The organism is Erwinia plantamica, assembly GCF_043420595.1.
Taxonomy (GTDB): Bacteria; Pseudomonadota; Gammaproteobacteria; order Enterobacterales; family Enterobacteriaceae; genus Erwinia; species Erwinia aeris.
Genome location: NZ_JBGCUC010000012.1, coordinates 58,049 through 76,442, shown reverse-complemented (window position 1 = coordinate 76,442; position 18,394 = coordinate 58,049). Strand labels below are relative to the sequence as shown.

The window sequence follows — 18,394 nt, the reverse complement described above, 5'->3', positions numbered from 1 at the left end:
CATGGAATTTGCGTTTTATCTTTGCGGACTGGTGGCCGTGCTGACGACGTTGCGCGTTATCACCCACACCAACCCGGTCCACGCGCTGTTATATCTGATTATTTCACTGCTTTCGGTGGCGGGCGTGTTTTTCTCGCTGGGCGCTTATTTCGCCGGGGCGCTGGAAATTATCGTTTATGCGGGCGCTATCATGGTGCTGTTCGTGTTTGTGGTGATGATGCTAAACCTGGGCGACAGCGTGCAGGCGCAGGAGCGCGAGTGGCTGAAGCCGGGCGTCTGGTTCGGCCCCGGTCTGCTGTCGCTGCTGCTGCTGGTGGTGATGGTTTACGCCATCCTGACTATTAATGACCAGGGCATTGACGGCACGATGATCGATGCCAAAGCGGTCGGCATCAGCCTGTTCGGCCCTTACGTTCTGGCGGTGGAGCTGGCTTCCATGCTGCTGCTGGCCGGTCTGGTGGTGGCTTACCATATCGGTCGCGAACAGCGTCCGGGCGAGGTGTTAAGCAATCGCCCTGATGCGGTGAAGAAGGAGGAAAACGCATGATCCCTTTGCAACACGGGCTTATCCTGGCGGCCATCCTGTTTGTGCTTGGCCTGACCGGCGTGGTGATCCGCCGCAACCTGCTGTTTATGCTGATCAGCCTTGAGATCATGATCAACGCGGCGGCGCTGGCGTTTGTGGTCGCGGGCAGCTATTGGGGACAGGCGGACGGTCAGGTGATGTATATCCTGGCGATCAGCCTGGCCGCTGCCGAGGCAAGTATTGGCCTGGCGCTGCTGCTGCAGCTGCATCGTCGCAGCCAGAACCTCAATATTGATAAAGTGAGCGAGATGCGCGGATGAATCTTCTCTATTTAACTATTTTATTCCCGCTGATCGGTTTCGTGCTGCTGGCGTTTTCGCGCGGCCGCTGGTCAGAAAATCTGGCCGCTACGGTAGGGATGGGCTCCGTAGGGCTGGCCGCGCTGGTCACGCTCTATGCCGGACTGGATTTCTTTGCGCAGGGCCAGGCTGTTTTTAATCAGGCGCTGTGGACCTGGATGCACGTCGGTAACTTTGATATCAAAGTCAACCTGACGCTGGACGGCCTGTCTCTGACCATGCTGTCGGTGGTCACGGGCGTTGGCTTCTTTATCCATATGTTCGCCTCCTGGTATATGCGCGGCGAAGAGGGCTACTCGCGCTTTTTCGCCTATACCAACCTGTTTATCGCCAGCATGGTGGTATTGGTGCTGGCCGATAACCTGATGCTGATGTATCTGGGCTGGGAAGGCGTGGGGCTTTGCTCTTACCTGCTGATCGGTTTCTACTACACCAACCCGAACAACGGCGCGGCGGCGATGAAAGCTTTTATCATCACGCGCGTCGGCGACGTCTTCCTGGCGTTTGCGCTGTTTATTCTCTACAACGAGCTGGGCACGCTGAACTTCCGTGAGATGGTCGAGCTGGCGCCTGCGCACTTTGCGGCGGATAACCCTATGCTGCAATGGGCGACGCTGATGCTGCTTGGCGGCGCGGTAGGTAAATCGGCACAGCTGCCGCTGCAAACCTGGCTGGCGGATGCGATGGCAGGCCCGACGCCGGTCTCTGCCCTGATCCACGCCGCGACCATGGTAACGGCGGGCGTTTATCTGATTGCCCGCAGCCACGGTCTGTTCCTGATGACGCCGGAAGTGCTGCACCTGGTGGGGATTATTGGCGCGATTACGCTGGTGCTGGCGGGATTTGCCGCGCTGGTGCAAACCGATATCAAACGCGTGCTTGCCTACTCCACCATGAGCCAGATTGGCTACATGTTCCTGGCGCTTGGCGTGCAGGCGTGGGACGCGGCGATTTTCCATCTGATGACCCATGCGTTCTTTAAAGCGCTGCTGTTCCTCTCGTCCGGTTCGGTGATCCTGGCCTGCCACCACGAGCAGAACATTTTCAAAATGGGCGGCCTGCGCAAAAGCATCCCGCTGGTTTATGCCTGCTTCCTGGTAGGCGGCGCGGCGCTGTCGGCGCTGCCGCTGATCACCGCTGGCTTCTTCAGTAAGGACGAGATCCTGGCGGGTGCGCTGGCGAACGGTCATATTAATCTGATGGTGGCCGGTCTGGTCGGGGCCTTTATGACCTCGCTCTACACCTTCCGCATGATTTTTATTACCTTCCACGGCGAAGAGAAAATTCACGCGCACGCAGGCAAAGGCATTACGCACCATCTGCCGCTGATTGTGCTGCTGATCCTCTCCACCTTTATTGGTGCGCTGATTGTTCCTCCGCTGCGCGGCGTGCTGCCGGAAACCACCGAGCTGGCGCACGGCAGCGTGCTGACGCTGGAAATCACTTCTGGCGTAGTGGCGATTATCGGCATCCTGCTGGCAGCCTTTCTGTGGCTGGGCAAACGCTCGCTGGTTAACAGCATCGCCGGCAGCGCGGTTGGCCGATTCTTCACCACCTGGTGGTTCGCCGCCTGGGGCTTCGACTGGCTTTACGACAAGATTTTCGTCAAGCCTTATCTGTTCGTCGCCTGGGCCCTGTCACGCGATCCGCTGAATGCGCTGATGAATATCCCGGCACTGTTCTCCCGCCTGGCGAACAAAGGGCTGGTGGTCAGCGAAAACGGCTATCTGCGCTGGTACGTCGCTTCGATGAGCGTCGGTGCGGTCGTGGTGCTCGCGCTGTTGATGGTGGTCTAAAAGTTTGTGAGCGGGGTGGGGTAAACACTCACCCAGAATTAAAAGATGTTAAAAATTACCTGAATGTTGGGCGTCATCGGCGCAGTCAGTTTTGTTACCGCCAGCGCGCCGCACCCGCAGCATACTTTAGTATGTGAGGACTGCGAGCACTGCCGGGGGCCAAAATGGCCAGTAAGATAGCCCATGCAGGTTCAGAAAAGGGAATCAAATCGCCATGTTATTACCCTGGCTTATACTCATCCCGTTCATCGGCGGCCTGCTTTGCTGGCAGTTTGAACGCTTCGGGAGCAAGGTGCCGCGTTGGATAGCGCTGATCTCGATGGGGCTGACGCTGGCGCTCTCGCTACAGCTCTGGCTGCAGGGCGGCTATTCGCTGACCCAGGCTGCCGGGCTGCCGCAGTGGCAATCCGAGTTTCTGGTTTCCTGGATACCGCGTTTCGGTATCAACGTGCATCTGGCGCTGGACGGCCTGTCGCTGCTGATGGTGGTGCTTACCGGCCTGCTGGGCGTGATGGCTATCCTCTGCTCCTGGAACGAAATTGAGAAATGGCAGGGCTTTTTCCACCTGAACCTGCTGTGGATCCTGGGCGGCGTTATCGGCGTGTTCCTGGCTATCGATCTGTTCCTGTTCTTCTTCTTCTGGGAAATGATGCTGGTGCCGATGTACTTCCTGATCGCGCTGTGGGGACACAAGGCGTCGGACGGGAAAACGCGTATCACCGCGGCCACCAAGTTCTTTATCTACACTCAGGCCAGCGGCCTGGTGATGCTGATTTCGATTCTGGCGCTGGTCTTCGTTAACTACAACGCCACGGGCGTCTGGACGTTTAACTACGAAGATCTGCTGAAAACGCCAATGAGCAACACCGTTGAATATCTGCTGATGCTGGGCTTCTTTATCGCCTTCGCGGTGAAAATGCCGGTGGTGCCGCTGCACGGCTGGCTGCCGGATGCGCACAGTCAGGCCCCGACGGCCGGTTCCGTTGACCTGGCGGGCATTCTGCTGAAAACGGCGGCTTACGGTCTGCTGCGCTTTGCGCTGCCGCTGTTCCCGAACGCGTCCGCCGAGTTCGCGCCGATTGCGATGTGGCTGGGGATTATCGGGATTTTCTACGGTGCCTGGATGGCCTTCTCGCAGTACGACATCAAACGCCTGATCGCCTACACCTCTATTTCGCACATGGGCTTTGTGCTGATTGCTATCTATACCGGCAGCCAGCTCGCTTTCCAGGGCGCGGTGGTGCAGATGATTGCGCACGGTCTTTCCGCCGCAGCGCTGTTTATCCTGTGCGGCCAGCTTTATGAGCGTCTGCACACTCGCGATATGCGTCAGATGGGCGGGCTGTGGGCGCGCATCAAGTGGCTGCCAGGTCTGTCGCTGTTCTTTGCCGTAGCGAATCTGGGGATGCCGGGCACGGGTAATTTCGTTGGCGAATTTATGATCCTGACCGGCAGCTTCCAGTCGGTGCCGGTGATCATCGTCATTGCTACCTTTGGTCTGGTGTTCGCTTCCGTATACTCGCTGATTATGATGCAGCGGGCCTATTACGGCGCACCGAAGTCAGAAACGCCGCTGCGGGGGATGTCGCCGCGCGAGTTCCTGATGATTATGGTGCTGGTGGTTCTGCTGCTGCTGCTGGGCGTTTACCCACAGCCGATTCTGGACACCTCACATGCTGCAATGAGCAATATTCAGCAGTGGTTTACCGCTTCAATTTCAACTACAAGGCCGTAATTCGCCATGACAATAACTCCTCAACATTTGATCGCGCTGCTGCCCATGCTGATCGTCGGATTGACGGTGGTAGTCGTGATGCTCTCCATTGCGTGGCGGCGCAACCACTTCGTCAATGCCACGCTGGCGGTAGTAGGGCTGAACCTGGCGCTGTTCTCACTCTGGTTCGTGGGACACGCGGGCGCGATGGACGTGACGCCGCTGCTGCGCGTCGATGGCTATTCAATGCTCTATACCGGCCTGGTGATTTTAGCCAGCCTGGCAACCTGCACCTTCGCCTATCCGTGGCTGACCAACTACCCGGATAACCAGGAAGAGTTCTACCTGCTGGTGCTGATTGCAGCATTGGGCGGCGTGGTGCTGGCAAGCGCTAATCACCTGGCTTCGCTGTTTATCGGTATTGAGCTGATTTCCCTGCCGCTGTTCGGCCTGGTGGGCTACGCCTTCCAGCTGAAGCGCTCGCTGGAAGCCAGCATCAAATACACCATTATGTCCGCTGTGGCTTCCTCTTTTCTGCTGTTCGGTATGGCGCTGCTTTATGCCAACTCCGGCAACCTGGGCTTTATTGCGCTGGGCCGCAGCCTGAACGACGGAATGCTGCAACAGCCGCTGCTGCTGGCGGGGCTGGGCATGATGATTGTGGGCCTGGGCTTTAAGCTGTCGCTGGTGCCTTTCCACCTGTGGACGCCGGATGTCTACCAGGGCGCGCCTGCGCCGGTGTCGACCTTCCTGGCGACCGCCAGCAAAATCGCCATTTTCGGCGTGGTGATGCGCCTGTTCCTGTACGCGCCGGCCGCCGACAGCGAAGCGGTACGTCTGGTGCTGGCGATTATCGCGTTTGCCTCGATTCTGTTCGGCAACCTGATGGCGATTTCGCAGAGCAATATCAAACGTCTGCTGGGCTACTCTTCCATTGCGCATCTGGGCTATCTGCTGGTGGCGCTGATTGCTATCCAGACGCATCAGCTGTCGCTGGAAACGGTGGGCGTTTACCTGGCCGGTTATCTGTTCAGCAGCCTGGGCGCTTTCGGCGTGGTCAGCCTGATGTCCAGCCCGTATCGCGGCCCGGACGCGGACTCGCTGTATTCCTATCGCGGCCTGTTCTGGCACCGTCCGATCCTGTCGGCGGTGATGACGGTAATGATGCTGTCGCTGGCGGGTATCCCAATGACGCTGGGCTTTATCGGTAAATTTTACGTGATTGCCGTAGGCGTGGGCGCGCAGCTGTGGTGGCTGACTGGTGCGGTAGTGGTAGGCAGCGCAATCGGCCTTTACTACTATCTGCGCGTGACCGTTAGCCTGTATCTGAACCCACCGGAGCTGTTGCAGCGCGATACGCCAGCTAACTGGGCCTTTACCGCCGGCGGCGTGGTTGTACTGATCTCGGCGATTCTGGTGCTGGTGCTGGGTATTTATCCGCAGCCGCTGATCTCGCTGGTGCAGATGGCGCAGCCGCTGATGTAACTCAGCAGGCTGTTAAAAAATCCCGGCTCCTGACTGACAGGCCGGGATTTTTTTTGTGCGCAACCGGGCAGGCTTCAGTCCACCAGGTTGACGCCCAGGCTTTCCAGCAGGCTTAACGCTTCCAGACGGGAAAACGTTGCGCCTGCCACCGAATTGTTCAGTACATTGATGGAGAAATCGCGCGAGTCGGTCAAATCCGCCGCCTGAAGATTGGTTCTGTTAAACAAGCTTCCGGCCAGATCGCAGTTCAGTATTTCGGCTTTGCTCAGATCGCACTCTCTGAAATCCACGTCATGCAATTGGCACTCCATCATTTTCACTTCTTGCAGCGTCAGGCCGAAAAAGGAGGCGTTGGACAACAGGCATTGCGTAAAACGCAGCTCGTGATCCAGATTAAAAGCGGGCCAGTAAGCGCGCGTCCAGTCTGTGCCGCTGAGTTTGCATTCGGTAAAGCTGACCTCGTTAAAACGCGAATCGGGCATTTCCATCACGCTGAGATTACACTGGTCGAAGCGGCAGTTAATAAATTTGCAGCGGATAAACCTGGCGGCGGTAAAGTTGCAGTGGCTGAAGTCGCATCCTTCAAAAATGACGCCTTCAAAACAGGCGGACGGCAGCGCCTGCCTGTCGAAGCAGGTATCGAAATACTCTTTATTATCAGTTATTTTTGTCATATAAAACCTTAGCCTGTGCGGAAGGGAATGGCAGTATCCCTCACCTGACAGTAACAAAATTGACGCACATCGGGAGAAAGAAAATGGAGATCCGCTGGCAGAATCTACATCATAGCGAGCTGAATGCAACTCAGCTGTACCAGATCCTGGCGTTACGCAATGCGGTGTTTATCGTCGAGCAGAACTGTCCTTATCAGGACGTGGACGGCGCGGATCTGGCCGGTGAGAACCGTCATTTACTGGGCATAGCGAATAACCAGCTGCTGGCCTATGCGCGCCTGCTTGCGCCAAAAAACGACGAGGAGCCGGTGAAGATTGGGCGAGTAATCGTCTCTGGCGAGGCGCGAGGCCTGAAGCTGGGCAACCGGCTGATGGAGCAGGCGATTGTTGACTGCGAGCGCCACTGGCCGCAGCACGACATCTTTTTATCCGCTCAGGCGCATCTGCAGGATTTTTACGGACAGTTTGGCTTTAAGCCGACGGGCGAGGTCTATCCGGAAGACGGCATCCCGCATGTGGATATGGAAAGGGCGCGGATACACAAATAAGTAAGAGAGCGGAAAGACGCCTTAACAATGGCTTCTTAACAGCACGTCGGCTGCTGACATTTGCCAGCGGTGGCAAGCCCTGCGTTAGCAGGGCTATCCGGGCGGGTCACGCCACTTTTTTTGCTTTCTTGCCGGACTGTTTTTTCATCTCTTCAGAGTGAACCTGGCGTAAAATTCTTTTTTTCTCGCAGTCGGTAAATCTTGTCAGCACCTGCCTGATCAGCGGCTGATAGCCCAGCCCCGCAAGCTCTGCAATCATTTTGAGATCTTCAATCAGCGACTTGTTAAGACGTATTGAGATGGGCTGTAGCTCAAGCGCCTCATTAATCTCTTTTTCAAACGCCGCAGCGCTTGCCTCGCTGGAAATTTTAACATGCGCTTCGCTACGTCCAAGCACGCCTTCTTCCCATGCGGCATCCGTTGAGGCGATGAGAGAGGCGTTTTGGTCTGGCTTGTTAACGTTGTTACTCATAGTTTTTCGTATCCATATTTGTTGTAGATGCGTATTTCGTCATCGTCAGGGGCGTAGGCCGTCCTGATAGCTACCCCTCTACCCGGATAAAAGATAAAAACCACTTTGAGTTTTATTCCATAATCCGTTTCAGCAATAAACCAACGCGTCGGAGGATCTGACTGATGATCCTCTCTGTTATCTTCAAGAAAATGCCCGTCCCTGTTGGAAAAGCACTGGATTATTTCATCTTCCGTTACGGGAGGCTTTTTTTCAGACAGTTTCAGCCTGATTTTCTGAGAAATCATCAGCTCCATGATGTTTCATCCTTCTTCCCTGATTTTTGTATATACAAGATAAGTCCACTTTATAGCCATTTCAAGTGGTTTTCTTATTTTAATACCAAAGTTAAGGGATTTTTTGTATATACAATTTTTCATTGCGGATATTGGCGATTGGATTGATGACAGAGGCCAGCAAGCTCGATACGGAGTGGCTGGCTTAGAATTACTTAGCTCAACCGGGCGTGAGGCAGGGGCGTCAGGTTGGCTTGCGCTACCCGATGGGATAATGCTGTCCGATTTTTTCTACAGCAGGCAGCGCCGTTCTTCTCGCGCCAGGCATCGTAGCCTGATGTCGGCACAGGACTTTCTTTGTAGGTAACAGAAATTAGCCGGACGGCTTTTGCGAGTACCCCTGTGCCATTTGCCTGAATTGAACAGGGATAAAAAAGGCGAGGAGTTCCTCGCCTGTTAACGTTTAGCCCGCCGTCATCTGCCGGTCATCAACGTATTTACGCTTATCCGGCGCCGGTGGGAAATACTGATAGAGCCAGGTTTCGGTCAGCGTCTGGTCTTTGGTGCGCAGGAACAAACGCAGGTTAACCGGCTCGACGGAATCGCTGTTCGGATACCAGTCAAACAGAATGCGATAGCCGTCAATCGGCTCGACATACAGGATCTCGACCTGTTTAACGGTGCCCGAGGTGACCGTAATCACCGGTTCGATGCCTTTTGGCGCGGCCGCTTTCAGATCGCCGCCGACAAAATCCACCGCAAAACGGCGTGCCCAGACGTCCGGATAATGCTCGCCCGGCGCCCAGCCTTCAGGGAAGCCGCCCATACCGGTGCGGGTTGCCTTCACGCGCGACAGATCGCTGTGAACCGGCGGCAGGCCGCTCCAGTAAAGCTTGTAGCTGAAGCTGTGCGCGCTGCCGGCCTTGATGCTTTCTGTAGGACGCCAGAAGCACACGATATTATCCAGCGTTTCGCCCGTGGTCGGGATCTCCATCAGGTTAATTGCGCCTTTGCCCCACTTGCCGACCGGCTCCACCCACAGGCTCGGACGCTTGTTGTACCAGCCGATCACATCCTGATAATTCTCAAAGTCGTGATCCAGCTGCAACATGCCGAAGCCGCGCGGGTTCTCGTCCTGATAGGCGTTAAACGTCAGCCGCTGTGGATTATTCAGCGGGCGGCAAATCCACTCGCCGCTGCCGGTCCACATCGCCAGGCGATCGGAGTCGTGGATCTGCGGATGGATAGTGTCACACATGCGGCGCTCGTTGGTGCCGCAGCTGAACATGGTGGTCATTGGTGCAATGCCCAGCTGGTCGATATCTTTACGGGCATAAAGGTGGTTTTCCACCTCCATGACTACGCGTTTCTCTTCGCAGTGAATAATAAATTTAAACGCGCCGGTGCAGCTCTCGCCGTCCAGTAAGGTATAGACGGTGAAGGTGGTGTCATCGGCTTTTGGCGTTTCAAACCAGAAGGCGGTAAAGTCCGGAAACTCTTCTTTGCTGCCGAAGGTGTTGATAGCCACGCCGCGTGCGGAAAGACCATACTGATAAGTATCGTCAACCGCGCGGAAGTAGCTGGCGCCCAGAAAGGAGACGATATCACGGCTGGCCAGCTCCGGCTTTTTAAACGCGCGGAAACCGGCGAAGCCTAAATCGGTTTTGCCTTCCAGCTGTTTAGTATCGACTTTGGCGTCGTTGTAGTTAAACAGCTCGGGGCGGAAGTGAATTTCACGCGCCTGCCGATCGGCATCCACGGAGAACATGCGTAAACGGCGTTTAAACCCCATGCCGACGTGGAAAAACTGCACGTCAAGCTCGCGATCGGCGTTGCCGTTCCACAGCGAATGATTCGCATCGTACTGAATTTCGTTGTAGGCCTGCGGCGTCAGGGTGGCCAGCGTTTCGGGCAGGGGAGCGGGCGCGCCGCCGTAAGGTTTCTGCGCAAGGGTTGCGGCCATTTTTTGCAACACGTCAAAATCGAAACGCTTTGCCGAGCCGTCGGCGATATCGGTGTCGGCCCAGGCGGCCTGTGCAAACAACGTCGATAAACCGGACATCCCGCTTACCGTAGCGAAAGCCATTGACGCCTTCATAAACATTCTTCGATTCATGCCAGAGTCATATCCTTTGCTGAACGGAACTGTAAAAACTGCGCTAGATCTGTGGCTATAAGAGCCTGTTTTAGCTGAATTGTGAGCGGGTCACAGGGAGTTACGACAGCGTGTGGCGTCAGAAATTCAGTCAGGCAAAATTTAGCAGATAAATCTGACAAAAGCAGGCATTTAACGGGAATCAATATCAGCCGATTCCTGGGCGGATAAACAAGCAAAGCGGCAAAAAGTGTCTATAGTTAAAGGTATTATTCGCACAAGGAGATGTTATGGCTAAGACAACTGACCCACAAGAACTCGACACCCGCCTGGATGACGATCTGGCTCTGCTTACCGAAACGCTGGAGGAAGTGCTGAAATCATCTGGCGATCCGGCCGATCAGAAATATGTTGAGCTGAAAGCCAAAGCGGAAAAATCGCTGAACGACGTTAAAGCACGCGTCAGCAACGCCTCAGATAACTACTACCATCGCGCTAAACAAGTTGCCAGCCGTGCTGATGAGTATGTTCATGAGAAGCCGTGGCAGGGCATCGGCGTAGGCGCTACGCTGGGCCTGGTGGTAGGACTGCTGCTGGCGCGTCGCTAAGCGATAACGCCGGGCGCTACGCCAGTAATAACGGGCACCTTCAGGGTGCCCGTTTTGTTTTTGCCGCCCAGGTTGCCAAAGTGAAAATAACACGTTAATCCTGCCCTAAATCAAAATCGGCCCGCCTGGGCGCTCTTATACTGCCCGCTGCTTGTTTGATCTGGAGTGGGTGATGTCGCACAGTATCTTCAACCGCCGCTGGGCCGCCGTTATACTGGCAGCCCTTAGCCGTCATGGCGTGCAGCACATCTGTATTGCACCCGGTTCCCGATCCGCGCCGCTGACGCTGGAAGCCGCCGCGGGCAACCTGATCTGTCATACCCACTTTGACGAGCGCGGCCTCGGCTATCTGGCGCTGGGCCTGGCGAAAGCGACGCAGCGTCCGGTAGCGATAATCGTCACTTCAGGCACCGCCGTCGCCAATCTTGCGCCCGCCGTGATCGAAGCCAGCCTGACCGGCGAACGCCTTATCGTGCTCAGCGCCGATCGCCCGCCGGAACTCATCGGTTGCGGCGCCAATCAGGCCATCATCCAGCCCGGTATTTTCGCCAGCCACGTCGGCGGCGCGCTGGATCTTCCCCGACCCTCTGCGGATATTCCGGCTCGCTGGCTGGTTTCAGCCATGGATGCGCTGCTGCAACAGCATCCTACAGGCGCCGTGCATATCAACGTGCCTTTTGCCGAACCTTTATACGGCGAAGCGTCCTCGGCGTTCCAGACCTGGCACGATGCGCTGGGCAAATGGTGGCTCGAAGACACGCCCTGGCTGAACATCCACGCGGAGCGAGCCACGCCCGTGCTCAGCAGCTGGCCGAGCTGGCGGCAAAAGCGCGGGCTGATTATCGCCGGTAAAATCACGGCGCAGGAGGGCGTGGCGCTGGCCGAATGGGCAGAGACGCTGGGCTGGCCGCTGCTGGCGGATATTCAGTCCCACACCGGCGCTCCGTATCCCTGTAGTGAACTCTGGCTCCGGGAGGATCATGCGCGGCAGGTGCTTGAGCAGGCAGAGATCGTTATCCAGTTTGGCGCGCGGCTGACCGGGAAAAGGCTGACCAACTGGCTGGCGGCAGCGGATCCGGCGGCATACTGGCTCATCGATCCGCTGCCCGGCCATCTGGATCCCGCCCATCATCGCAGTCAGCGCATAGTGGCCGACATCGGCAAATGGCTTGTCGCGCATCAAGCCGTTTCGCAACCCGCATGGCTGCCTTCTCTACAGGCGCTGGCGCTGGAAACCCATGCAGCGCTCGCCGAAAGGCTACAGGATTTTGGTGAAGCGCAGCTGGCGCAGCGGCTGGCAGAGCTGCTGCCGGAGCAGGGCGTGCTGTTTCTGGGCAACAGCCTGACCATCAGGCTGGCCGACGCCTTTGCCCGCCTGCCTGCGGGCTATCCCGTTTATGCCAGCCGGGGCGCCAGCGGCATCGACGGGCTAATCGCCACGGCGACCGGCGTGCAGCGCGGCAGCGGCAAACCGTTGCTGGCGATAGTGGGCGATCTCTCGGCGCTGTATGACCTCAACAGCCTGGCGCTGACCGCCGGGCCGCTGGTGCTGATTGTGGTCAATAACGGCGGCGGACAGATTTTTTCCCTGCTGCCCACGCCTGAAAAAGAGCGCGAGCGGTTCTTTACCCTGCCGCAGCGCGCAAGTTTCGCCAGCGCCGCAGCCATGTTCGGCCTGGCTTATCATCGGCCGGAAGACTGGCTATCGCTGCGGGCCGCTGTCGAAGCGGGCTGGCGCAGCACTAACGCCACGCTGATTGAGCTGAAGGTTGAGGCTGGCGCGCAGTGGCTGGCGCGGGGCTTTCGGAAATGATGCTGCACGCGCGCTGGCGGGGCGAACACCGCAGCGACAGGCCGACATTGGTCTGGCTGCACGGCTTTCTGGGCAGCGGCAAGGAGTGGCAGCCGGTGCAGGAGTATTTCAGCGACTGGCCGCAGCTGAGCATTGACTTACCCGGTCACGGCGGCTCGCGGGCGCAGCAGGTTAGCGGGTTTGAGGCGCTTTCAGCGCGGCTGAACGCCACTTTGCACAACCATCGCGTTCGACGCTACTGGCTGATCGGCTATTCGCTCGGCGGCCGCGCGGCGCTGTATCACGCCTGCCGCTATGCAGATTCGTCGCTGGCTGGCGTGGTGGTGGAAGGCGCTCACTTCGGGCTGGCGTCGCCCCATGAGCGGGCGCAGCGGCTGGCTGACGATCGCCACTGGGCCAGCCTGTTCCGGCAGCAGCCGCTGGGCGACACGCTGCATAAGTGGTATCGCCAGCCGGTGTTTGCCGATCTGCGCGAACCGCAGCGGCAACAGCTGATCGCCCTGCGAGCCGATAACGATCCGCAGGCGCTGGCCGCTATGCTGCTCAATACCTCGCTCGCCCGCCAGCCGTATCTGCTGCCGGAAATCCAGCGCCTTCCTGTTTTCCACTATCTCTGCGGCGAGCACGACCTCAAATTTCAGCGTCTGGCCGCCGGGGCCGGGCTGCCGGTTACCACTATCCCGGCGGCGGGTCACAACGCCCATCGCGCCTGCCCACAGGCCTTTGCCGCCGTCCTGGCGCAAAAGCTCAACCCCGTTTAAGGAGAAATCATGATTTATCCCGATGAAGCGATGCTGTATGCGCCGACAGAGTGGCGGCCATGTGGCGACTACAGCGATATCCTCTATCACAAAACGTCGGACGGCATCGCCAGGATCGCCATCAACCGGCCCGAGGTGCGCAACGCTTTTCGGCCGCAAACCGTTAAGGAGATGCTGCATGCTCTGAGCGAAGCGCGGCACGACGAGCAAATCGGCGTCATTATCCTTACCGGATCGGGCGATAAGGCTTTCTGCGCCGGCGGCGATCAAAAAATTCGCGGTGACTACGGCGGCTACCGCGACGAGGCAGGCGTACATCATCTTAACGTGCTGGATTTTCAGCGTCAGATCCGCACCTGTCCCAAGCCGGTAGTGGCGATGGTGGCAGGCTACGCGGTCGGCGGCGGGCACGTGCTGCATATGCTGTGCGATTTGACGATAGCGGCGGACAACGCGCAGTTTGGCCAGACCGGCCCGAAAGTCGGCTCTTTCGACGGCGGCTGGGGCGCCTCTTATATGGCGCGGATCGTCGGGCAGAAAAAGGCGCGTGAAATCTGGTTCCTGTGCCGGATGTACAACGCGCAGCAGGCGCTGGAGATGGGGCTGGTCAATACGGTAGTACCGCTGGCCGATCTGGAAAGAGAAACGGTGCGCTGGTGTCGGGAGATGCTGCAAAACAGCCCGATGGCGCTGCGCTGCCTGAAGGCGGCGCTGAATGCCGACTGCGACGGCCAGGCGGGGTTGCAGGAGCTGGCGGGCAACGCCACGATGCTGTTCTACATGACGGAAGAGGGCCAGGAAGGGCGCAACGCTTTTAATCAGAAGCGGCAGCCGGACTTCAGCCGCTTTAAGCGAAATCCCTGATGCGCCGGGCGACGCTTTTTAATTACAACATACCAATGACGGCGGGCGTGATACTGCGCGATCGGCGGCTAACATCGCGCCACGGGCTGCTGGTCAGGCTGAAAGAGGCGGGCCGGGAAGGCTGGGGCGAGATAGCGCCGCTGCCCGGCTTCAGTACGGAAACGGTGGCGCAGGCGCAGGCTGAAACGCTGCGCTGGCTGCAAGGCTGGCGCTCGGGCGCGGAAACGGGGCACGCCTTGCTGACGCCAGTGTCGCCGTCGCTTTCGTCCTCAGCGCCATTGCCAAAAGAGCAGAACCTGTCGCCTTCCGTAGCCTTTGGCCTTAGCTGTGCGCTGGCCGAGCTGGCTGGCCTGCTGCCGTCAGCGGGCAACTATTCCGGTGCGCTGCTGTGCACGGGCGATCCTGACGAGCTGATCGTACAGCTCAACCAGCGGCCGCAGCCGGTAGCCAAGCTGAAAGTGGGCCTCTACGAAGCGGTGCGCGACGGTATAACCGCCTCGCTGCTGCTGCAAGCCGTACCGGCGCTGACGCTGCGGCTGGATGCGAACCGGCAGTGGAGCCTGGAGAAAGCCAGGCAGTTCGCCCGTTTTGTGCCGGAGACTCTGCGCTCGCGTATCGCTTTTATCGAGGAGCCGTGCCGAACGCAGGAGGATTCACGTCTCTTTGCGCAGGAAACGGGCATCGCGCTGGCCTGGGATGAGAGCAGCCGAAGCCCAGGGTACGTCCCGACGGCGGAACCCCATTTGCGCGCTATCGTGATCAAGCCAACGCTTGTCGGCAGCCTGGCGACGGTTTGCGAAACTATCGCCCGAGCCAGCGAGGCCGGCCTGACGGCGGTGATTAGCTCGTCGGTGGAGTCGAGCCTGGGCCTGACGCAGCTGGCGCGGATAGCCAGCTGGCTGACGCCTGGCGTCGCGCCCGGTCTGGATACGCTTTCGCTAATGCAGCAGCAGCTGGTACGCGCCTGGCCGGGGTCGCCGCTGCCGCTGACGGCTGCTGAAGACCTGGAGGAAGTATGCTGAGCGCTGACTGCTGGCCCTGGCTGTCGCTGACGGCTGCTGAAGACCTGGAGGGAGTATGCTGACTTCAGGCTGCTGGCCCTGGCTGCCGCTGACGCCTGCTAAAGACCTGGAGGAAGTATGCTGAGCGCTGACTATTGGCCATGGCTGTACTGGGCGAAGCTGGCGCCGACTCGCCTCGCGCTGACGGTTGACGATCGCGCCTACTGCTGGGCGCAGCTGGCAGACCAAATCGAGGCGCTGGCGGCAGGCTTCCACGCGCAGGGCGTAAGCGCCGGAAGCGGCGTGGTGTTACAGGCCGCCAACAGCGAACGGGCCGTGCTGGCCTGGCTGGCGCTGCTGCGCTGCGGCGCGCGCCTGCTGCCTGTCAATCCCCGGCTGCCGGCCTGGCAGACTGCCGCGCTGCTGCCTTCGTTAAATATGGACTATGCGCTGACGCTGAACGGCGAGGGGCCAGCAAATATCCCTGCGTTAAAGATAATCAATCAAGCTGGCCCGATCCCGGCCCGCTGGCAGCGCGACGCCATCGCCACGCTGACGTTAACCTCCGGCTCCACCGGCCTGCCGAAAGCCGCTGCACACACCTTTAACGCGCATTTCGCCAGCGCGCATGGCGTAACAACGAGGCTTAACTTCGGGGCGGACGACAGCTGGCTGCTCTCGCTGCCGCTGTTTCATGTTTCCGGCCAGGGCATTTTCTGGCGCTGGCTTTACCGCGGCGCAAGGCTGGTGCTCAGCGATAACAAAATCAGCCCGGAAGCGACTTTTGCCTCGCTGGTGCCTACGCAGCTCTGGCGTTTGCTGCAGGAGCCGACGCTGCGGCTGGGCACCGTTTTGCTTGGCGGGGCGGCTATTCCGCCAGCCTTGACCGCTCAGGCGGAAGCGCGCGGCATCGCCTGCTGGTGCGGCTACGGCATGACGGAAACGGCCTCGACCGTGGCGGCGAAAAGGGCGGACGGCGAGCCGGGCGTCGGCGAGCCGCTGCCCGGTCATAGCATCAGGCTAAACGAGGGAGAAATTACTATACGTTCAGAGGCGTTGGCCTGCGGCTACTGGCAGGACGGGAAGCTGCTGCCGCTTACCGATAAGGAAGGATGGTTTCACACGCGCGATGGCGGTGTGCAGCGCGGTAACAATCTGCTGATTAGCGGGCGTCTGGACAATCTGTTTTTCTCGGCGGGGGAAGGTATTCAGCCCGAACAGCTGGAAGCGGTGCTGGCCCGGCACGAAACGGTGGAGCAGATTTTTATCGTGCCGCAGCCTGATGAGGAGTATGGTCACCGGCCGGTTGCGCTGGTGGCGCTCAAGGGCACGTCTTCGTTCGCGCCGCTCCAGGACTGGGCGGCAAAAAATCTGGCCAGGTTTCAACGCCCGGTGCGCTGGTACACACTGCCGAAGCTGAGCGGCGACGGCATCAAGCCTTCCCGCAGGCAGCTGGCGGAGTGGGTGTTACGGCAGGAAAAACAGTAATGCCGGAACAAATTCCGGCATTACTGACTGTTGACAAAACTATGCTCAGCCGTCAGTTCGCTACTTCGTTGGGTGAATAGCCGCAGAGACAGAGCGGAACACGGAGACGCCGTGAATACGACTATCCAGGCTTGTTGCCCGTCCGCTCAGCCTCTACCGCTGTGGTGCTGCTGTAAAAAACGGCAATACACCCGCAGGCTTTTAAGTTGGTCATCAAACAATAATGCCGGGAAAATATCCCGGCATGGCTATGCTGACTGACGCTATCGAGGCCGAAGACGGCCCGGCATTTAGCCCTGTTTTGCTTCTTTCAGCGCCTGTTCCACGCCTGCGCCGTAGGCCGGATGCACCTGATAAAAGAGCGCGAGCTGGCGCTGCTGGATAAACTCCGGTATCTGACGCAGCTCTCCGGCGATACGCTGGAACATCCGCTGGTGTTCCTCTTCGCTCAGCAGGTTAAACAGCGCGCGCGGCTGGGTGAAGTAGTCATCATCTTCGCGATGGTTCCAGTGGTCGGCTGCGCCCTCCAGCGACAGCGGCGGCTCGCTGAAATCGGGCTGCTCCTGGAACACGTTAAAGCTGTTGGGTTCGTAGGTGGCGCCGTTGCCGCTGTTACCGTCCACGCGCATCGCGCCGTCGCGATGATAGTTGTGGAAGGGACACTTCGGCGCGTTCACCGGGATCTGATGATGGTTGACGCCCAGACGATAGCGGTGCGCGTCACCATAGGAGAACAGGCGACCCTGTAGCATCCGATCCGGCGAGAAACCGATGCCGGGCACTACGTTAGCCGGGCTCATGGCGACCTGTTCCACTTCGGCAAAGTAGTTGTCCGGATTGCGGTTCAGCTCAAACTCGCCCACTTCAATCAGCGGATAGTCGGCGTGCGGCCAGACTTTGGTCAGATCGAACGGGTTGTAAGGCGTGGAGGAGGCTTCGGCTTCCGGCATAACCTGCACAAAGAATTTCCAGCGCGGGAAATTGCCTTGCTCAATGGCGTCGAACAGATCGCGCTGCGAGCTTTCACGGTCGCGACCAATCAGCAGCGCGGCCTCATCGTCCATCAGGTTCTGAATGCCCTGTTCGCAGCGCATATGGAATTTAACCCAGAAGCGCTCCTGCTGGTCGTTGATAAAACTATAGGTGTGGCTGCCGAAACCGTGGATATGGCGATAGGAAGTGGGCAGGCCGCGATCGCTGAAGTCGATGGTCAGCTGGTGCAGCGACTCCGGCAGCTGCGAGAAGAAATCCCATTTGTAGGTTGGGTTACGCAGGTTGGTACGCGGATCGCGTTTCACCACGTGGTTCAGATCGGGGAACTTCAGCGGATCGCGCAGATAGAAAACGGGGGTGTTGTTGCCGACCAGATCCCAGTTGCCTTCTTCGGTATAAAATTTCATCGAGAAACCGCGAATATCACGCTCGGCATCGGCACCGCCGCGCTCGCCGGCCACGGTAGAAAAGCGCATAAACAGGTCGGTTTTTTTACCCACTTCGGAAAAAATCTTCGCCCGGCTGAAACGGGTAATATCTTTAGTTACGGTAAAGGTGCCGTAAGCGCCGGAGCCTTTGGCGTGCATACGGCGCTCCGGGATCACTTCGCGGTCGAAGTGGGCCAGCTTTTCCAGAAACCAAACGTCCTGTAGCAGCATCGGGCCGCGGCGTCCGGCAGTCATTACATTATTATTATGGGCGACTGGCGCGCCTGAGGCGGTGGTGAGTCCTTTTTTGGTCATGAGCGCATATCCTCGTTAACTGAAGTGATACCTTTCAAAATTTCTTTTTCAATCGGCACTGGCTATTGTGTGAGCTATATTGCCCGCTTCGGTTAATCGACGGCAATCTGGCGTTAGCTATTGCTGCCATTTGCCGTATTGATGGTGAAATGACGTTGTAATTTCCCGTGAGGCTTCAT

The 18,394-nt window shown here is 58.4% G+C and carries 17 protein-coding genes; 12 read left to right on the top strand and 5 right to left on the bottom strand.

All coding sequences use genetic code 11. From position 1 onward, the window contains the following. The first annotated feature begins 1 nt into the window (after window position 1). From nuoJ to nuoN, 5 genes are all read left to right on the top strand, one after another. Window positions 2–547, top strand: coding sequence for an NADH-quinone oxidoreductase subunit J (gene nuoJ / locus AB3U87_RS14035; protein WP_125288247.1), 546 nt, complete (start codon window positions 2–4; stop codon window positions 545–547). Beyond that, on the top strand, window positions 544–846 hold the full coding sequence (gene nuoK, locus AB3U87_RS14030) for an NADH-quinone oxidoreductase subunit NuoK (protein WP_034894855.1): 303 nt from the start codon (window positions 544–546) through the stop codon (window positions 844–846). The genes nuoJ and nuoK overlap by 4 nt, the downstream gene beginning before the upstream one ends. After that, window positions 843–2,681 carry an NADH-quinone oxidoreductase subunit L gene (nuoL, locus tag AB3U87_RS14025; RefSeq protein WP_253459793.1) on the top strand — a complete coding sequence of 613 codons (1,839 nt, stop codon included), beginning with the start codon at window positions 843–845 and terminating at the stop codon, window positions 2,679–2,681. Before nuoK ends, nuoL begins: the two co-directional genes overlap by 4 nt. A gap of 214 nt (window positions 2,682–2,895) precedes the next feature. After that, window positions 2,896–4,416, top strand: coding sequence for an NADH-quinone oxidoreductase subunit M (gene nuoM, locus AB3U87_RS14020; RefSeq protein ID WP_253459796.1), 1,521 nt, complete (start codon window positions 2,896–2,898; stop codon window positions 4,414–4,416). Between the two features lie 6 nt (window positions 4,417–4,422). Beyond that, entirely contained in the window at window positions 4,423–5,880 is a 1,458-nt protein-coding gene (gene nuoN / locus AB3U87_RS14015; RefSeq protein WP_253459799.1) for an NADH-quinone oxidoreductase subunit NuoN, read from the top strand. A 74-nt stretch (window positions 5,881–5,954) separates the two neighbouring features. Here nuoN and AB3U87_RS14010 read toward each other — a convergent pair whose 3' ends face one another. Next, window positions 5,955–6,554 (bottom strand): pentapeptide repeat-containing protein, encoded by a 600-nt coding sequence (locus tag AB3U87_RS14010; protein WP_394149432.1) that lies wholly within the window; start codon window positions 6,552–6,554, stop codon window positions 5,955–5,957. A gap of 83 nt (window positions 6,555–6,637) precedes the next feature. Between AB3U87_RS14010 and AB3U87_RS14005 the strand changes: the two genes are divergently transcribed. After that, window positions 6,638–7,102, top strand: a complete 465-nt coding sequence (locus AB3U87_RS14005; protein WP_253459804.1) for a GNAT family N-acetyltransferase — start codon at window positions 6,638–6,640, stop codon at window positions 7,100–7,102. A gap of 106 nt (window positions 7,103–7,208) precedes the next feature. On the opposite strand, the gene AB3U87_RS14000 is transcribed toward AB3U87_RS14005, so the two are convergent. The 3 genes from AB3U87_RS14000 to AB3U87_RS13990 form a co-directional block, all read right to left on the bottom strand. After that, window positions 7,209–7,574, bottom strand: coding sequence for a hypothetical protein (locus AB3U87_RS14000; protein WP_125288240.1), 366 nt, complete (start codon window positions 7,572–7,574; stop codon window positions 7,209–7,211). Continuing rightward, window positions 7,571–7,870 carry a hypothetical protein gene (locus AB3U87_RS13995; RefSeq protein WP_369896409.1) on the bottom strand — a complete coding sequence of 100 codons (300 nt, stop codon included), beginning with the start codon at window positions 7,868–7,870 and terminating at the stop codon, window positions 7,571–7,573. Before AB3U87_RS13995 ends, AB3U87_RS14000 begins: the two co-directional genes overlap by 4 nt. Window positions 7,871–8,312: 442 nt before the next feature. Next, the gene (locus AB3U87_RS13990; RefSeq protein ID WP_125288238.1) at window positions 8,313–9,965 is read right to left on the bottom strand and encodes a glucan biosynthesis protein D; all 1,653 of its coding nucleotides are present in this window, start codon (window positions 9,963–9,965) and stop codon (window positions 8,313–8,315) included. Window positions 9,966–10,234: 269 nt separating this feature from the next. Here AB3U87_RS13990 and elaB point away from each other — a divergent pair, with 269 nt between their 5' ends. From elaB to menE, 6 genes are all read left to right on the top strand, one after another. Further along, complete coding sequence (gene elaB / locus AB3U87_RS13985) at window positions 10,235–10,552, top strand: stress response protein ElaB (RefSeq protein ID WP_253459807.1); 318 nt, start codon at window positions 10,235–10,237, stop codon at window positions 10,550–10,552. A gap of 172 nt (window positions 10,553–10,724) precedes the next feature. Next, window positions 10,725–12,365, top strand: a complete 1,641-nt coding sequence (gene menD, locus AB3U87_RS13980; protein ID WP_394149429.1) for a 2-succinyl-5-enolpyruvyl-6-hydroxy-3-cyclohexene-1-carboxylic-acid synthase — start codon at window positions 10,725–10,727, stop codon at window positions 12,363–12,365. Next, window positions 12,362–13,126 (top strand): 2-succinyl-6-hydroxy-2,4-cyclohexadiene-1-carboxylate synthase, encoded by a 765-nt coding sequence (gene menH, locus AB3U87_RS13975; protein WP_394149427.1) that lies wholly within the window; start codon window positions 12,362–12,364, stop codon window positions 13,124–13,126. Before menD ends, menH begins: the two co-directional genes overlap by 4 nt. Before the next feature lie 9 nt (window positions 13,127–13,135). Then, entirely contained in the window at window positions 13,136–13,990 is an 855-nt protein-coding gene (gene menB, locus AB3U87_RS13970) for a 1,4-dihydroxy-2-naphthoyl-CoA synthase (RefSeq protein ID WP_394149425.1), read from the top strand. After that, window positions 13,990–15,012, top strand: a complete 1,023-nt coding sequence (menC, locus tag AB3U87_RS13965; RefSeq protein WP_394149423.1) for an o-succinylbenzoate synthase — start codon at window positions 13,990–13,992, stop codon at window positions 15,010–15,012. Before menB ends, menC begins: the two co-directional genes overlap by 1 nt. A gap of 120 nt (window positions 15,013–15,132) precedes the next feature. Beyond that, complete coding sequence (gene menE / locus AB3U87_RS13960; protein WP_394149475.1) at window positions 15,133–16,479, top strand: o-succinylbenzoate--CoA ligase; 1,347 nt, start codon at window positions 15,133–15,135, stop codon at window positions 16,477–16,479. 290 nt (window positions 16,480–16,769) lie between these two features. On the opposite strand, the gene AB3U87_RS13955 is transcribed toward menE, so the two are convergent. Next, window positions 16,770–18,215, bottom strand: a complete 1,446-nt coding sequence (locus AB3U87_RS13955) for a catalase (protein ID WP_253459819.1) — start codon at window positions 18,213–18,215, stop codon at window positions 16,770–16,772. Window positions 18,216–18,394: the final 179 nt, after the last annotated feature.

What these genes read in the sequence shown, in the direction of transcription:
- elaB (WP_253459807.1), top strand. Translation starts at nt 10,235, where the DNA reads ATGGCTAAGACAACTGACCCACAAGAACTCGACACCCGCCTGGATGAC.
- menB (WP_394149425.1), top strand. Translation starts at nt 13,136, where the DNA reads ATGATTTATCCCGATGAAGCGATGCTGTATGCGCCGACAGAGTGGCGG.
- AB3U87_RS14010 (WP_394149432.1), bottom strand. Translation starts at nt 6,554, where the DNA reads ATGACAAAAATAACTGATAATAAAGAGTATTTCGATACCTGCTTCGAC.
- nuoJ (WP_125288247.1), top strand. Translation starts at nt 2, where the DNA reads ATGGAATTTGCGTTTTATCTTTGCGGACTGGTGGCCGTGCTGACGACG.
- menD (WP_394149429.1), top strand. Translation starts at nt 10,725, where the DNA reads ATGTCGCACAGTATCTTCAACCGCCGCTGGGCCGCCGTTATACTGGCA.
- AB3U87_RS13955 (WP_253459819.1), bottom strand. Translation starts at nt 18,215, where the DNA reads ATGACCAAAAAAGGACTCACCACCGCCTCAGGCGCGCCAGTCGCCCAT.
- AB3U87_RS13995 (WP_369896409.1), bottom strand. Translation starts at nt 7,870, where the DNA reads ATGGAGCTGATGATTTCTCAGAAAATCAGGCTGAAACTGTCTGAAAAA.
- nuoK (WP_034894855.1), top strand. Translation starts at nt 544, where the DNA reads ATGATCCCTTTGCAACACGGGCTTATCCTGGCGGCCATCCTGTTTGTG.
- nuoN (WP_253459799.1), top strand. Translation starts at nt 4,423, where the DNA reads ATGACAATAACTCCTCAACATTTGATCGCGCTGCTGCCCATGCTGATC.
- menH (WP_394149427.1), top strand. Translation starts at nt 12,362, where the DNA reads ATGATGCTGCACGCGCGCTGGCGGGGCGAACACCGCAGCGACAGGCCG.
- nuoM (WP_253459796.1), top strand. Translation starts at nt 2,896, where the DNA reads ATGTTATTACCCTGGCTTATACTCATCCCGTTCATCGGCGGCCTGCTT.
- nuoL (WP_253459793.1), top strand. Translation starts at nt 843, where the DNA reads ATGAATCTTCTCTATTTAACTATTTTATTCCCGCTGATCGGTTTCGTG.
- AB3U87_RS13990 (WP_125288238.1), bottom strand. Translation starts at nt 9,965, where the DNA reads ATGAATCGAAGAATGTTTATGAAGGCGTCAATGGCTTTCGCTACGGTA.
- AB3U87_RS14005 (WP_253459804.1), top strand. Translation starts at nt 6,638, where the DNA reads ATGGAGATCCGCTGGCAGAATCTACATCATAGCGAGCTGAATGCAACT.
- menC (WP_394149423.1), top strand. Translation starts at nt 13,990, where the DNA reads ATGCGCCGGGCGACGCTTTTTAATTACAACATACCAATGACGGCGGGC.
- AB3U87_RS14000 (WP_125288240.1), bottom strand. Translation starts at nt 7,574, where the DNA reads ATGAGTAACAACGTTAACAAGCCAGACCAAAACGCCTCTCTCATCGCC.